We start from the raw sequence: 14106 nt of genomic DNA on the forward strand, positions 1-14106 counted from the left end.
GCGGCTGCCCGTATCCGGGTGGCGGCGGGTACTGGGCCCCATAGCCAGGGTGCTCGGTGGGATACGCCGGCGGCGGGTAGGCCGGGGGCGGATATTCCTGTGCCGCCGACGCGGGCGGCTCCCACGGCGCCTCTGGCTGCCCCGGCACCCCGCCGCCGGCGGACGTCGGTTTGGCCTGGTCATCGTGGGAGCGTTCGCCGAAGTCATCGCCGGGCGCTGTCATGCTGTTCAACCTAGTCGATGCCCAGGTGGGGGATTGGCGGCGAATCGCCGCGGGCCCGCCGACCCCGGCGTCTTGTTTTCCAAGTTGGTGCGCGTCGCTGGATAGGCTATGAAGGCCCGAGATGTGAGCTTGGCCGGGGCGGAGGAGAATGAGCAGCAATGACTAGTCCTTTCCAGCCCGGTCAAGTTCCCGGCGCCACGCCCCCCGGCGCGGCGGCCGCTCGGCGCGGCGTGCCCTCGCTACCGACCCCACCCAAGGGCTGGCCGGTCGGCTCCTATCCCACCTACGCCGAGGCGCAGCGCGCCGTCGACTACCTGTCCGAGCAGCAGTTCCCCGTGCAGCAGGTGATCATCGTCGGCGTCGACCTGATGCAGGTCGAACGAGTGACCGGCCGGCTGACGTGGCCCAAGGTTCTCGGCGGCGGTGTGCTCAGCGGGGCCTGGCTGGGCCTGTTCATCGGGCTGGTGCTCGGATTCTTCAGCCCGAATCCGTGGGCTGCGCTGGCCACCGGCCTCGTCGCCGGTGTGTTCTTCGGTTTGATCACCTCCGCGGTTCCGTACGCGATGGCCCGTGGCACAAGGGATTTCAGCTCGACCATGCAGTTGGTGGCCGGCCGTTACGACGTGCTCTGCGATCCGCAGAACGCGGAGAAGGCACGGGACCTGTTGGCGCGCTTAGCGATTTGAGGCCGCGCGCGAGAGGTGTGAATCGGTGGTGAAACGTCCCGGGCGCCTGCGCCGGATGGGCGTCATCGCGCTGGCGACGGTGACCACCATGGCGGCGCTTTCGGCCTGCGGGTCCGCCGGCAACGGGCTGGTGATCACCTTCTTCACGCCGGCCACCGACTCGGCCACCTTCACGGCGGTGTCCCAGGAGTGCACCAGGCAATCGCGGGGACGGTTCGCCATTCAGCACGTGAGCCTGCCGCGGGGTCCCGGGGAGCAGCGAGTGCAGCTGGCGCGGCGGCTGAGCGCCCACGACCGCGGGCTGGACGTGATGGGACTGGACGTGGTGTGGACCGCGGAGTTCGCCGAGGCGGGCTGGGCGCTGCCGCTGTCAGACGATCCCGAGGGTCGGGCCGAAGCCGACGCCGCCGCTGACACCCTGCCCGGCCCGCTGGCGACCGCCCGCTGGAAACACAGACTCTATGCCGAGCCCATCATCACCAACACCGAATTGCTCTGGTACCGGCCCGATTTGGTGCGACAACCGCCGCAGGATTGGGACGCGATGGTTGCCGAAGCCGCCCGGTTGCACGCCGCGGGTCAGCCCGCCTGGATCGCCGTGCAGGCGAACGAGAATGAGGGCCTGGTGGTGTGGTTCAACACGCTGCTGGTGACTGGCGGCGGTCAGGTGCTCTCCGAGGACGGCCGCCAGGTCACGCTGACCGACACGCCCGCTCACCGGGCCGCGACCGTCAACGCGCTGCGCATCCTCAAGTCCGTCGGTACCGCCCCCGGGGCCGACCCGTCGATCAGCCGGACCGACGAAGGCACGGCGCGCCTGGCGGTCGAACAGGGCAAGGCCGCACTGGAAGTCAACTGGCCGTATGTGCTGGCCTCCATGCTGGAGAACGCGGTGAAGGGCGGCGTCCCCTTCCTGCCGCTGAACCGCGACCCGGCCCTGGCGGGCAGCATCAACGACGTCGGAACGTTCGTGCCCAGCGACGAGCAGTTCCGCATCGCCTACGACGCCAGCCGGCGGGTCTTCGGATTCGCGCCGTATCCCGGTGTGGCGCCGGGCCGGCCGGCCAAGGTGACGCTCGGCGGGTTGAACCTCGCCGTGGCGAGTACCACCCGCCACCGCGCGGAGGCCTTCGAAGCTGTGCGCTGCCTGCGCAGCCTGCAGAGCCAGAAGTACGTTTCGATGGCGGGTGGCCTGCCGGCGGTCCGAACGTCGTTGTACTCCGACCCACAATTCCAGGCCAAATATCCGATGTACACGATCATCCGCCAACAGCTCACCGACGCCGCCGTACGGCCGGCGACTCCGGTGTATCAGGCGCTGTCGCTGCGGCTGTCGGCGACGCTGAGCCCGATCACCGAAATCGACCCGGAGCGAACGGCCGACGAACTCACCGCGCAGGCGCAGAAGGCCATCGACGGCAAGGGGCTGTTGCCGTGACCGCCACCGCCACCGCCGCCGCGCCGCGCCCTCGGGCCCGAAACCAGTTGCCGGAACGGCGACTTGCCTTTGTGCTCGTCGCGCCTGCGGCAATCCTGATGCTGGCGGTGACGGCCTACCCGATCGGCTACGCGGTGTGGCTGAGCCTGCAGCGCAACAACCTCGCCACCCCCCACGACACCGCGTTCGTCGGATTGAGCAACTACCAAACGATCTTGACCGACCGCTATTGGTGGACCGCTCTGGCCGTAACCCTGGGAATAGCAGCGGTTTCGGTGTCGCTCGAGTTCGTGTTGGGCCTGGCGCTGGCACTGGTGATGCACCGCACGCTGGTCGGCAGGGGCCTGGTGCGCACCGCGGTGCTCATTCCGTACGGCATCGTCACCGTGGTCGCGTCGTACAGCTGGTACTACGCGTGGACGCCCGGAACCGGCTATCTGGCCAACCTTCTGCCGCAGGGCAGCGCACCCCTGACCGCCCAGATCCCGTCGCTGGGCATCGTCATCCTGGCCGAGGTTTGGAAGACGACCCCCTTCATGTCGCTGCTGCTGCTGGCCGGGCTGGCGCTGGTGCCCGAGGACTTGCTGAAGGCCGCCCAGGTCGACGGCGCCGGCCCGTGGCGGCGGCTGATGCGCGTCACCCTGCCCATCATCAGGCCGGCGGTGGTGGTCGCGTTGCTCTTCCGGACGCTGGACGCCTTCCGCATCTTCGACAGCATCTACGTGCTGACCGACGGCGCCAACAACACCGACTCGGTGTCAATCCTTGGTTACGACAATCTATTCAAGGGGTTCAACGTCGGATTGGGCTCGGCGATCAGCGTGCTGATCTTCCTCTGTGTGGGCATCATCGCGCTTGTCTACATCAAGGCGTTCGGCGCGGCGGCTCCCGGTGGTGACGTCGATGGCCGGTAACACAGCGAGCACAGGGCGGGCCTGGGCCGGCTGGGTCCTGCTAGACACCGTGGTGGTGGTCTACGCACTCGTTCCGGTGTTGTGGATCCTCAGCCTCTCGCTCAAGCCGACGTCAAGTGTCAAGGACGGCAAGCTGATTCCGTCGTCGGTCTCCCTCGAGAACTACCGCGGCATCTTCCGCGGCGACTTGTTCGGCTCGGCACTGGTCAACTCAATCGGGATCGGGTTGATCACCACCGCGATAGCTGTGGGGCTCGGCGCGATGGCGGCCTACGCGATCGCCCGGCTCAACTTCCCGGGCAAGCGGATGCTGATCGGCGCCACCCTGCTGGTCACGATGTTCCCGGCGATCTCGCTGGTCACGCCTCTGTTCAACATCGAACGTTTCGTCGGACTGTTCGATACCTGGCCCGGCCTGATCCTGCCCTACATCACATTCGCGCTGCCGCTTGCCATCTACACGCTGTCGGCGTATTTCCGGGAGATTCCGTGGGATCTGGAGAAGGCGGCCAAAATGGACGGCGCGACACCGGCCCAGGCGTTCCGCAAGGTGATCGTCCCGCTGGCCGCGCCCGGGGTGGTCACCGCGGCGATCCTGGTGTTCATCTTCGCGTGGAACGACCTGCTGCTGGCGCTGTCGCTGACCGCCACCAAGGCGGCGATCACCGCGCCGGTGGCCATCGCGAATTTCGGTGGCAGTTCGCAATTCGAGGAACCGACCGGATCGATCGCGGCCGGTGCCGTCGTGATCACGGTCCCGATCATCGCTTTTGTTCTAATCTTCCAACGAAGAATCATCGCCGGGTTGACCTCCGGCGCTGTGAAGGGATAGCTCGATGGCCGAGATTGTGCTGGACCATGTCACCAAGAGCTACCCGGACGGCGCCACCCCCGTAAAAGACCTCAGCATCACCATCGCCGACGGTGAGTTCCTGATTCTGGTCGGCCCGTCGGGGTGCGGTAAGACGACAACGCTCAATATGATTGCCGGCCTTGAGAACATCTCGTCGGGCGAGCTGCGCATCGGTGGTGAGCGCATGAACGAGAAGGCGCCCAAGGATCGGGACATCGCGATGGTGTTCCAGTCGTACGCGCTGTACCCGCACATGACCGTGCGGCAGAACATCGCGTTTCCGCTGACGCTGGCCAAGATGAAGAAGGCCGAGATCGCCCAGAAGGTAGAGGAGACCGCCAAAACCCTTGACCTGACTGAACTGCTCGACCGCAAGCCCTCCCAATTGTCGGGCGGGCAGCGACAGCGGGTCGCGATGGGCCGGGCGATCGTGCGCCACCCCAAAGCCTTCTTGATGGACGAGCCGCTGTCCAACCTGGACGCCAAGCTGCGCGTCCAGATGCGCGGTGAGATCGCGCGGCTGCAGAAGCGGCTGGGCACCACGACCGTCTACGTCACCCACGACCAGACAGAGGCCATGACGCTGGGAGACCGGGTGGTGGTGATGCGCGGCGGAGTCGCCCAGCAGATCGGCACCCCCGACGAGCTCTACGAACATCCGGCCAACCTGTTCGTCGCGGGGTTCATCGGCTCGCCGGCCATGAACTTCTTCCCGGCCACGTTGACGCCGACCGGGCTGACGCTGCCGTTCGGGGAAGTGGTGGTGACACCGGAAGTCCAACAGGTGATCGCGCGACACCCCGCGCCGGAGAGCGTCATCGTCGGGGTGCGGCCCGAGCATCTGCACGATGCGGCTTTGATCGATGGGTACCAGCGCATCAGGGCGCTCACCTTCGAGGTGAAGGTGGACTTGGTTGAGTCGCTGGGTGCCGACAAGTTCGTCTACTTCTCCACCGCGGGGTGGGCGGCGCACTCGGCTCAGCTCGACGAGCTGGCAGCCGCGGCGCACGCACACGAAAACCAATTCGTCGCAAGGGTTCCCGCGGAGTCCAAAGCGGCAATGGGACAGTCTCTCGAGCTGGCGTTCGATACCGCGAAGCTCGCCGTTTTCGACGCAGGCACCGGGGCGAACCTGACCATCGCGGCGGCTGGGGAGCAGTGAGCCGGATCCTGGACCAGGTGCGTGCCCACCTGCGCCGCCACTTCGCCGGCGCGGAGCCCGATTCGGCGAGCGTGACCTTCCTGGGCACCGAACCCATCGAGGTACTGCGCTTCCGTGCGAGCGACGGGCTGGTGCACTACGTGTCGCTGGGATGTTCTCGCTATCCGATGGCCGACCCGACCCAGATGATCGATGACCAGACGCGGGGCCCGCGCGCCGAAGTCGTGTTGAGCCTGCGAAACCCGGGGCAGGTCAGCGGGATTGCGCGCAGCCTTGCGGTGTTGGCCGCGACGCCGGCGGTCGAGGGGTTGGTGCTGACCGCCGACGCGTTGGTCGATCTCGGCTCGCCGCTGTGGGCGCGGCCCGGCGGGCGAGTGCCGTTCACCGCGGTGTTGTTGGGTCCCAGCGGCATCGATGACCTGCCGCTGGAACCGCCCCGCGACCCGGTGCGGTTCCTCGCGGCAACCCCCATCACCGCGACCGAAGCGGCCTGGGTGCGGTTGAAGGGCCCCGAAGCCATGCGACAGGCGTGGCAGAACGACGGCGTCGACGTGCTGAATCCGAATCGCCCTGCCGCACAACCTGGTTGATGGCTAGAGCCAGTTGTTGCGCCGGAACTGGAAGTACAGCACCAGGCAGGTCAGCGTCATCGCGGCCATGACTCCCGGGTATCCCCACGTCCAATTCAATTCGGGCATGAAATGGAAGTTCATCCCGTAGATGGCGGCGACCATGGTGGGCACCGCCAGGATGCCGGCCCAGGCCGCCATCTTGCGCATGTCGTTGTTCTGCTGCATCCCGACCCGCGCCAGCGCCGCCTGGATCAACGAGTTGAGCATGTCGTCGTAACTGGCGATGTGGTCCGCGGCCTCGGAGTGGTGGTCGGCGAGGTCGCGCAGGTAGCGCCGCACCTCTTTGGAGATGAGGTCCTTGTTCTCCATCTGGATTCGGTGAAACGCCCCGGACAACGGGTTGACGCACCGGCGAAGTTCGACGACCTCACGCTTGAGCAGATAGATGGGTTCGACGTCGATCTTGCGGCCCGGGGCGAACGCCACTTCCTCGATGCTGTCGATGTCGGATTCGATGAGGTGACTGACATCGAGGTAGTGGTTCACCACCTCATGCGCGATGGCGTGCATCACCGCGTAAGGCCCCAGCCGCAATTGCTCGGGGTCGGCCTCCATCCGCTTGCGCACCTCGGACAGCCCGCCGTGTTCGCCATGGCGGATGGTGACCACGAAACTCTTGCCGACGAAAACCATCACCTCGCCGGTCTCGACGATTTGACGGGCCTGCGCGACCGATTCATGCGGAACGTAATTGACCGTCTTGAGCACCAGGAACAGCGTGTCGTCATAGCGCTCCAGCTTGGGCCGCTGGTGCGCGCACACGGCATCCTCCACCGCGAGCGGATGCATGCCGAAAAGGTCCGCGACTTCCTGCATCTCGGTTTGGTCGGGCTCGCGCAGACCGACCCAAACGAAGGCCTCGTTTCCGAGCATTTCGATCTGGCGCACCTTGTCGCGGGCCGCGACGTAGCTGAATTTCCCGGGCAGCCGGTGGCCGTCGGCGTAGACGGCGCAGTCGACCAGCGTCTCGTTGGGCGAGTGGGGCTGGGGATCGGGATGCGACGGGCGCGGCTCGTGGGCGAGCGGCCGAAGCGCTTCGGGCAATGCGTCAAAACCCTGGAACACATCCACCTCCGATCGCTGCTTCGGTCTGACCGGGCGGTGGTTCATGCTACGCGCCCTGGCCTCGCAAAGCGCGCCGATCCGGGCGCGGCGGACAGGGCCGGGTATCGGACCGGAGGTTGGCGGCCGAGAGGGGTGCGCTAGTTTCGAGCCGAGACCCGAATCTGCATGACTACCTCCACAAGGAGCATTTCGACGTGAGCGCAAGTCCCCTCAAGGTCGCCGTCACCGGCGCCGCCGGCCAGATCGGCTACAGCCTGTTGTTCCGCCTGGCGAGCGGTGCACTGCTGGGCCCCGACCGACCGATCGAGCTGCGGCTGCTCGAGATCGAGCCGGCGCTCAAGGCGCTCGAGGGCGTCGTGATGGAGCTGGACGACTGCGCATTCCCGCTGCTGTCCGGCGTCGAGATCGGCGCGGACGCGAACAAGATCTTCGACGGCGTCAACCTCGCCCTGCTGGTCGGCGCCCGCCCGCGCGGCCCGGGCATGGAGCGCAGCGACCTGCTGGAGGCCAACGGTGCGATCTTCACCGCCCAGGGCAAGGCGCTGAACTCCGTCGCCGCCGACGACGTCCGCATCGGCGTGACCGGCAACCCGGCCAACACCAACGCGCTGATCGCGCTGAGCAACGCGCCCGACATCCCCAAGGAGCGGTTCTCGGCGCTGACCCGCCTGGACCACAACCGGGCCATCTCACAGCTGGCCAAGAAGACCGGCGCGAAGGTCACCGACATCAAGAAGATGACCATCTGGGGCAACCACTCGGCCACCCAGTACCCCGACATCTTCCACGCCGAGGTCGGCGGCAAGAACGCCGCCGAGGTCGTCGGCGACCAGAACTGGATCGAGAACGACTTCATCCCGACCGTGGCCAAGCGCGGCGCGGCGATCATCGACGCGCGCGGCGCGTCCTCGGCGGCCTCGGCCGCGTCGGCGACCATCGACGCGGCGCGTTCGTGGCTGCTGGGCAGCCCGGACGGTGACTGGGTGTCGATGGCGGTCTACTCCGACGGCTCCTACGGCGTGCCGGAGGGCATCGTGTCGTCGTTCCCGGTGACCACCAAGGACGGCGACTGGTCGATCGTCCAGGGGCTGGAGATCGACGACTTCTCCCGCAGCCGCATCGACAAGACCACCGCCGAGCTGGTCGACGAGCGCAACGCCGTGACCGAGCTGGGACTGATCTGACCCCACCCGGTCGTCGCGAAGGTCATCTCCGCGCAGATTAGGCCTACTAATCGGTAGTCAGTACCCTGGGGCGCGTGTCCGAGTTGATTGAATCGATACAGACGCGCGCCGAACAGGCGATCACCGACGCGGAGATCTTCGAGGCACACGTAGGCGGCAAGCTTTCCGTAGGCCTGACCGCCCCGCTGGACACCCAGCGGGCATTGTCGATCGCCTACACCCCTGGTGTGGCGCAGGTCAGTCGCGCGATTGCCGCCGATCGCACCCAGGCCGCCCGTTACACGTGGGCGAACCGGCTGGTCGCCGTCGTCAGTGACGGCAGCGCTGTGCTGGGCCTGGGTGACATCGGGCCCGCGGCGTCGCTGCCGGTGATGGAGGGCAAGTGCGCCCTGTTCCAGGCATACGGCGGGCTCAACGCGATCCCGATCGTGCTGGACACCAAGGACCCCGACGAGATCGTCGAAACCTTGGTGCGACTGCGCCCGACGTTCGGCGCGGTCAACCTCGAGGACATCTCCGCACCACGCTGTTTCGAGATCGAAAGGCGAGTCATCGAGGCGCTGGACTGCCCGGTGATGCACGACGATCAGCACGGGACCGCGATCGTCGCATTGGCCGCGCTGATGGGTGCCACCAAGTTGCTCGGTCGCGACATGACGTCGCTGCGGGTAGTGGTTTCCGGTGCCGGGGCAGCGGGTGTCGCGTGCACGAATCTCCTTCTGGCGATGGGTGTTTCCGACATCACCGTGCTGGACTCGCGCGGGATTCTGCACACCGGGCGCGACGACATGAACAGCGTGAAGAGCGTTCTGGCGCAACGCACGAACCCCGACGGTCTCACGGGCAGCATGGCGGAAGCGCTGCGTGGCGCCGATCTGTTCCTCGGGGTTTCGGGTGGTGTGGTGCCCGAGGAGATGATCGCCACGATGGCGCCCGATGCGATCGTCTTCGCGCTGTCCAATCCCGATCCGGAGATCCATCCGCAGCTCGCGGCCAAGTACGCCGCGGTGGTGGCCACCGGCCGCAGCGACTACCCCAACCAGATCAACAACGTGCTGGCCTTCCCCGGCGTGTTTCGGGGTGCGCTGGATGTCGGGGCGCGGCGGATCACCGAAAAGATGATGGTGGCCGCGGCCGAGGCGATCTTCTCGGTCGTCAGTGACGACCTGGCGTTCGACAGGATTGTCCCGAGCCCGCTGGACCTGCGCGTGGGGGATGCGGTCGCCACGGCGGTGGCACTGGCCGCGGACCCCGCAGACATCGCGGGGTGAGGACCGGCTGGCTGGCGGTGCCGCTGCTCGCCGCCATACTCGTCGTGGCCGGCTGCGGGGATGCCGGCGACCGCCGCGCCCGTCCGGAACTGGTGGTCGGCTCCGGGACGGATTCCGAGTCGACCCTGCTGGCCGGCGTCTACGTGGCCGCGCTGCGGTCATACGGTTTCGCGGCGCGCGCCGAGACCGCCGACGATCCGATGGCGCGCCTGGACTCGGGCACGTTCACTGTCGTCCCGGCCCTGACCGGCCGCAAGCTGGAGAGTTTGCAGCCCGGCGCGGTGGCGATGTCCGACGCCGACGTCTACCGCGCGATGGTGGCCGCGCTGCCCGAGGGTGTCGCCGCGGGCGACTATGCGACCGCCGCGGAAGACAAGCCCGTGCTGCTGGTGACGGGAGCCACCGCCAACGTGTGGGGCGGCAGCGATGTCAGCGCCGACTTGAGCACGCTGCCGAAGCACTGCGCCGGCCTGGTCGTGGGCGCCGTCACCGGGCGTCGGGCCCCTTCGAGCGTGGGCACCTGCCGGCTTCCCGCTCCACGCGAATTCCCCGACGAGGCAACGATGTTCGGCGCGATTCGGGCCGGGCAGCTGACCGCGGGGTGGACGACCACCGCCGACCCCGGCCTCCCATCCGACCTCGTCGCGCTCGCCGACGGCAAACCCGCGCTGATCCGCGCCGAGAACGTGGTGCCGCTGTATCGCCGGAACGCGCTGAGCGATCGACAGCTGCTGGCGATCAACGAGGTCGCCGGCGTGCTGGACACCGCGGCCCTGGTCGACATGCGCCGCCAGGTGGCCGGCGGAGCCGACCCGCAGGCGGTCGCGGGCGGGTGGTTGGCGGAACACCCGCTGGGGCGTTAAGGCGGGCGTCAGCGCTTGGGCATGAGCTGGTGTACCACTTGCTGCACGCGTGCCATGACCGGCCCGCCCAGCAGCCGCTCAGGTCTCGATCCGGTCAGCCGAACCACCAGGTCCATAGCCTTCACGTCCGGTCCGACCAGCACCCTGGCCTTGTTCTTCTGCACGGCGCCCAGGATGATCTGGGCCGCCCGTTGGGGCGTGGTCTTGGCCTGCTCTTCCTCGAACTTCTCGGCCAGGCCGTCCTGGTCTAGCCCGTCGGCGAAGATGGCGTTGCGGGCGAACCCCGTCTTGACCCCGCCCGGGTGCACCGTCGTGACCCGCACCGGATGGCCGGCCCGCACCATCTCCTGTCGCAGCGCCTCGCTGAATCCACGTACCGCGAACTTGGCGGAAACGTAAGCCGCCTGGCCGGGAGCCGAGAACAGGCCGAGCGCGCTCGAGACGTTGATGACGTGGCCGTCGCCGGAGGCGATCAGGTGTGGGAGGAATGCCTTGGTGCCGTTCACGACGCCCCAGTAGTCGACGTCCATCACCCGTTCGATGTCCTCGAACCGGCTGTCTTCGATGGACCCGACGAAGGTGATGCCTGCGTTGTTGTAGACCTGGTTGACCTGGCCGAAGTGCTCCTTGACCGCGTCCGCGTAGGCCAGGAACGCCTCGCGCTCGGTCACGTCGAGGCGATCGGTCTTGATTTCCGTTCCGATCGCCTTCAACTGCGCTTCGGTGTCGGCCAGGCCCTCGAGGTCGACGTCGCTGATCGCGAGCTTGGCGCCGGCGCGTCCCAGTTCGAGGGCCAGCGCCTGGCCGATCCCCGAACCCGCGCCCGTCACCGCGGCGACCTTGCCGGCGAACCCATGCATGCGTACTCCTCGTGCTGGCGTGCTGCGTCAGGTTATCCGGTGCCGACAGCCTCCGGTGGGGCGCCCGTCAGTGCTTGGGCATCAACCGGCCCATGACGGGCCCAAAAAGCTGCTGATATCCGGAGCCGGTCAACCGCACCAAGGCGTCCAACACCTTGGCGTCCGTGCCGACCAGCACACGGGCCTTCTTCTTGCGCACGGCATCCAGGATGATCTGGGCGGCTCGTTGCGGGCTGGTCTTGGCGAGCCGTTTGTCGAAGAGACTTGCCAGCTGGGCCTGGTCGAGTCCCTCGGCGGCGGTGGCGTTGCGGGCGATCGCGGTCTTGATGCCGCCGGGGTGCACGGTGGTCACCGCCACGGGGTGCCCGGCCGCCACCATTTCCTGTCGCAGCGCCTCGGTGAATCCCCGGACGGCGAACTTGGCCGAGTTGTAGGCTGCCTGCCCGGGCACCGAGAACAGCCCGAACACGCTGGAGACGTTGATGACGTGGCCGTCGCCGGAGGCGATCAGGTGCGGCAGGAATGCCTTCGTGCCGTGGACGACGCCCCAGAAGTCGACGTCCATCACCCGTTCGATGTCCTTGAACTGGCTGACTTCGACGTCGCCGGTGAAGGCGATGCCGGCGTTGTTGTAAACCTGGTTGACCTTGCCGAAGTGCTCCTTGACCGCGTCGGCGTAGGCCAGGAACGCCTCGCGCTCGGTCACGTCGAGCCGATTCGCCTTGACTTCGGCGCCGATCGCCTTCAGCTGCGCCTCTGTCTCGGCCAGGCCGTCGACGTCGACGTCGCTGATCGCGACCTTGGCGCCCGAGCGGGCCAACTCAACGGCCAGTGCTCGCCCGATTCCCGAACCCGCACCCGTCACCACCGCGACCTTGCCGGCGAACCCCTGCATGAGCACCCTTTCTTGTTGGCCCGTTTGCGTCGAGGCTAGCCGGTACCGGCGGTCACTCGTACCGGCGGGTGGGAACCCGGGCCCGGCTCGATTGCCCGGCTCCTTTAGCGCGCCCCGCCGTCGCCGGGCTAGCGGAACGCGGTGTCGAGGATCTCCTGCTGTTCGACCGCGTGCACCTTCGACGAGCCCGACGACGGGGCCGACATGGCCCGGCGCGAGATCCGCTTGAGCCCGGTCAGCTTGTCGGGCAGCAGTTCGGGCAGCTCGAGGCCGAACCGCGGCCACGCGCCCTGGTTGGCCGGCTCCTCTTGCACCCAGAAGAACTCGTTGGCGCTGGGGTAACGGTCGAGCGTCTCGTTGAGCCGGCGCTTGGGCAGCGGGGCGAGCTGCTCGATGCGCACGATCGCGACGTCGTCCCGGTTGTCCTTGGCCTTGCGCGCCACCAGCTCGTAGTAGATCTTGCCGCTGGTCAGCAGGATCCTGGTGACCTTGGTGCGGTCACCGATGCCGTCCTCGTAGGTCGGCTCTTCGAGCACCGAGCGGAACTTGATCTCGGTGAAGTCCCTGACGTCGCTGACGGCGGCCTTATTGCGCAGCATCGACTTCGGTGTGAAGACGATCAGCGGCCGCTTGATTCCGTCGAGGGCGTGCCGGCGCAGCAGGTGGAAATAGTTCGACGGCGTCGACGGCATCGCGATGGTCATCGAACCCTCCGCCCATAGCTGCAGGAAGCGTTCGATGCGGCCGGAGGTGTGGTCGGGGCCCTGGCCTTCGTGGCCATGCGGCAGCAGCAGCACCACGTTGGACAGCTGACCCCACTTGGCCTCGCCGGAGCTGATGAACTCGTCGATGATCGACTGCGCGCCGTTGACGAAGTCGCCGAACTGCGCCTCCCACAGCACCAGGGCGTCCGGGTTGCCCACGGTGTAGCCGTATTCGAAGCCGACGGCGGCGTACTCCGACAGCGGCGAGTCGTAGACCAAGAACTTGCCGCCGGTGGGCGTCCCGTCGGTGTTCGTCGCCAGCAGTTGCAGCGGGGTGAACTCTTCGCCGGTATTGCGGTCGATGATCACGGAATGCCGCTGGGAGAAGGTCCCGCGCCGGGTGTCCTGGCCGGACAGCCGCACCAGCTTGCCCTCGGCCACCAGCGAACCCAGCGCCAGCAGCTCGCCGAAGGCCCAGTCGATCTTGCCCTCGTAGGCCATCTCCCGGCGCTTTTCCAGCACCGGCTGTACCCGCGGGTGCGCGCTGAAGCCCTCCGGCAGCGCGAGGAACGCGTCGCCGATGCGCGACAGCAACGCCTTATCCACCGCGGTCGACAGGCCCGCGGGAAGCATCTGGTCGGCCTCGACGGATGAGCTCGGCTGGACGCCGTGCTTCTCCAGGTCCCGAACTTCGTTGAACACCCGTTCCAGCTGGCCCTGATAGTCGCGCAGCGCGTCCTCGGCCTCCTTCAGCGAGATGTCGCCGCGACCGATCAGGGCTTCGGTGTAGCTCTTGCGAACGCCACGCTTGGTGTCGACGACGTCGTACATGGCGGGGTTGGTCATCGACGGGTCGTCGCCTTCGTTGTGGCCGCGCCTACGGTAGCACAGCATGTCGATGATGACGTCCTTCTTGAACTTCTGCCGGAAGTCCACGGCCAGCTGCGCCACCCATACGCAGGCTTCCGGGTCGTCGCCGTTGACGTGGAAGATCGGTGCCCCGATCATCTTGGCGACGTCGGTGCAGTATTCGCTGGATCGCGAATACTCCGGCGCGGTGGTGAAGCCGATCTGGTTGTTCACGATGATGTGGATGGTGCCGCCGACCCGGTAACCGGGCAGGTCCGCCATGTTGAGCGTCTCGGCGACGATGCCCTGGCCCGCGAAGGCGGCGTCGCCGTGCAGCATCATCGGCACCACCGAGAAGGCCTTCTCGTCACCGTCGTCGTGGGCGCCGCGATTCAGCAGGTCCTGCTTGGCCCGGACCAGGCCCTCGAGCACCGGGTCGACGGCCTCCAGGTGCGAGGGGTTCGCGGTCAACGAGACCTGAATGTCGTTGTCGCCGAACATCTGCAG

At 67.3% G+C, this 14106-nt stretch carries 13 protein-coding genes and 1 pseudogene; 9 read left to right on the forward strand and 5 right to left on the reverse strand.

Annotated elements, in window-relative coordinates; genetic code table 11:
* Positions 1 to 223: pseudogene (locus A5697_RS13610) on the reverse strand (DUF4190 domain-containing protein); the annotation flags it as partial.
* 158 nt (positions 224 to 381) lie between these two features.
* Here A5697_RS13610 and A5697_RS13615 point away from each other — a divergent pair.
* Genes A5697_RS13615 through A5697_RS13640 form a run of 6 tightly spaced genes read left to right on the forward strand, consistent with a single transcriptional unit; the run spans position 382 to position 5866 of the window.
* The gene (locus A5697_RS13615) at positions 382 to 909 is read left to right on the forward strand and encodes a general stress protein (protein ID WP_067945145.1); all 528 of its coding nucleotides are present in this window, start codon (positions 382 to 384) and stop codon (positions 907 to 909) included.
* A 55-nt stretch (positions 910 to 964) separates the two neighbouring features.
* Positions 965 to 2347: an extracellular solute-binding protein gene (locus A5697_RS13620; protein WP_369806117.1), complete on the forward strand. Its 1383-nt coding sequence runs from the start codon at positions 965 to 967 to the stop codon at positions 2345 to 2347.
* Positions 2344 to 3261 (forward strand): carbohydrate ABC transporter permease, encoded by a 918-nt coding sequence (locus A5697_RS13625; protein WP_067945150.1) that lies wholly within the window; start codon positions 2344 to 2346, stop codon positions 3259 to 3261. The genes A5697_RS13620 and A5697_RS13625 overlap by 4 nt, the downstream gene beginning before the upstream one ends.
* Positions 3251 to 4093, forward strand: coding sequence for a carbohydrate ABC transporter permease (locus A5697_RS13630; RefSeq protein WP_067945152.1), 843 nt, complete (start codon positions 3251 to 3253; stop codon positions 4091 to 4093). Before A5697_RS13625 ends, A5697_RS13630 begins: the two co-directional genes overlap by 11 nt.
* Before the next feature lie 4 nt (positions 4094 to 4097).
* On the forward strand, positions 4098 to 5276 hold the full coding sequence (locus tag A5697_RS13635) for an ABC transporter ATP-binding protein (RefSeq protein ID WP_067945154.1): 1179 nt from the start codon (positions 4098 to 4100) through the stop codon (positions 5274 to 5276).
* Complete coding sequence (locus tag A5697_RS13640) at positions 5273 to 5866, forward strand: suppressor of fused domain protein (RefSeq protein WP_067945156.1); 594 nt, start codon at positions 5273 to 5275, stop codon at positions 5864 to 5866. Before A5697_RS13635 ends, A5697_RS13640 begins: the two co-directional genes overlap by 4 nt.
* A 3-nt stretch (positions 5867 to 5869) precedes the next feature.
* On the opposite strand, the gene corA is transcribed toward A5697_RS13640, so the two are convergent.
* Positions 5870 to 6973 (reverse strand): magnesium/cobalt transporter CorA, encoded by a 1104-nt coding sequence (gene corA, locus A5697_RS13645; protein WP_068010938.1) that lies wholly within the window; start codon positions 6971 to 6973, stop codon positions 5870 to 5872.
* 194 nt (positions 6974 to 7167) lie between these two features.
* Between corA and A5697_RS13650 the strand changes: the two genes are divergently transcribed.
* From A5697_RS13650 to A5697_RS13660, 3 genes are all read left to right on the forward strand, one after another.
* Entirely contained in the window at positions 7168 to 8157 is a 990-nt protein-coding gene (locus A5697_RS13650; protein WP_067945158.1) for a malate dehydrogenase, read from the forward strand.
* A gap of 74 nt (positions 8158 to 8231) precedes the next feature.
* On the forward strand, positions 8232 to 9428 hold the full coding sequence (locus A5697_RS13655; RefSeq protein ID WP_067945160.1) for an NADP-dependent malic enzyme: 1197 nt from the start codon (positions 8232 to 8234) through the stop codon (positions 9426 to 9428).
* Positions 9425 to 10291: a glycine betaine ABC transporter substrate-binding protein gene (locus A5697_RS13660; RefSeq protein ID WP_067945162.1), complete on the forward strand. Its 867-nt coding sequence runs from the start codon at positions 9425 to 9427 to the stop codon at positions 10289 to 10291. Before A5697_RS13655 ends, A5697_RS13660 begins: the two co-directional genes overlap by 4 nt.
* Before the next feature lie 8 nt (positions 10292 to 10299).
* Here A5697_RS13660 and A5697_RS13665 read toward each other — a convergent pair whose 3' ends face one another.
* From A5697_RS13665 to A5697_RS13675, 3 genes are all read right to left on the reverse strand, one after another.
* Positions 10300 to 11151 carry an SDR family oxidoreductase gene (locus A5697_RS13665; protein WP_067945163.1) on the reverse strand — a complete coding sequence of 284 codons (852 nt, stop codon included), beginning with the start codon at positions 11149 to 11151 and terminating at the stop codon, positions 10300 to 10302.
* 67 nt (positions 11152 to 11218) lie between these two features.
* A complete protein-coding gene (locus A5697_RS13670) occupies positions 11219 to 12046 on the reverse strand; it encodes an SDR family oxidoreductase (RefSeq protein ID WP_068010937.1) in 828 nt (275 codons plus the stop codon).
* Positions 12047 to 12174: 128 nt separating this feature from the next.
* The coding region (locus tag A5697_RS13675) for a multifunctional oxoglutarate decarboxylase/oxoglutarate dehydrogenase thiamine pyrophosphate-binding subunit/dihydrolipoyllysine-residue succinyltransferase subunit (RefSeq protein ID WP_082953378.1) at positions 12175 to 14106 on the reverse strand (1932 nt) is incomplete at its 5' end.

The organism is Mycobacterium sp. E3251, assembly GCF_001666835.1.
Taxonomy (GTDB): domain Bacteria; phylum Actinomycetota; class Actinomycetes; order Mycobacteriales; family Mycobacteriaceae; genus Mycobacterium.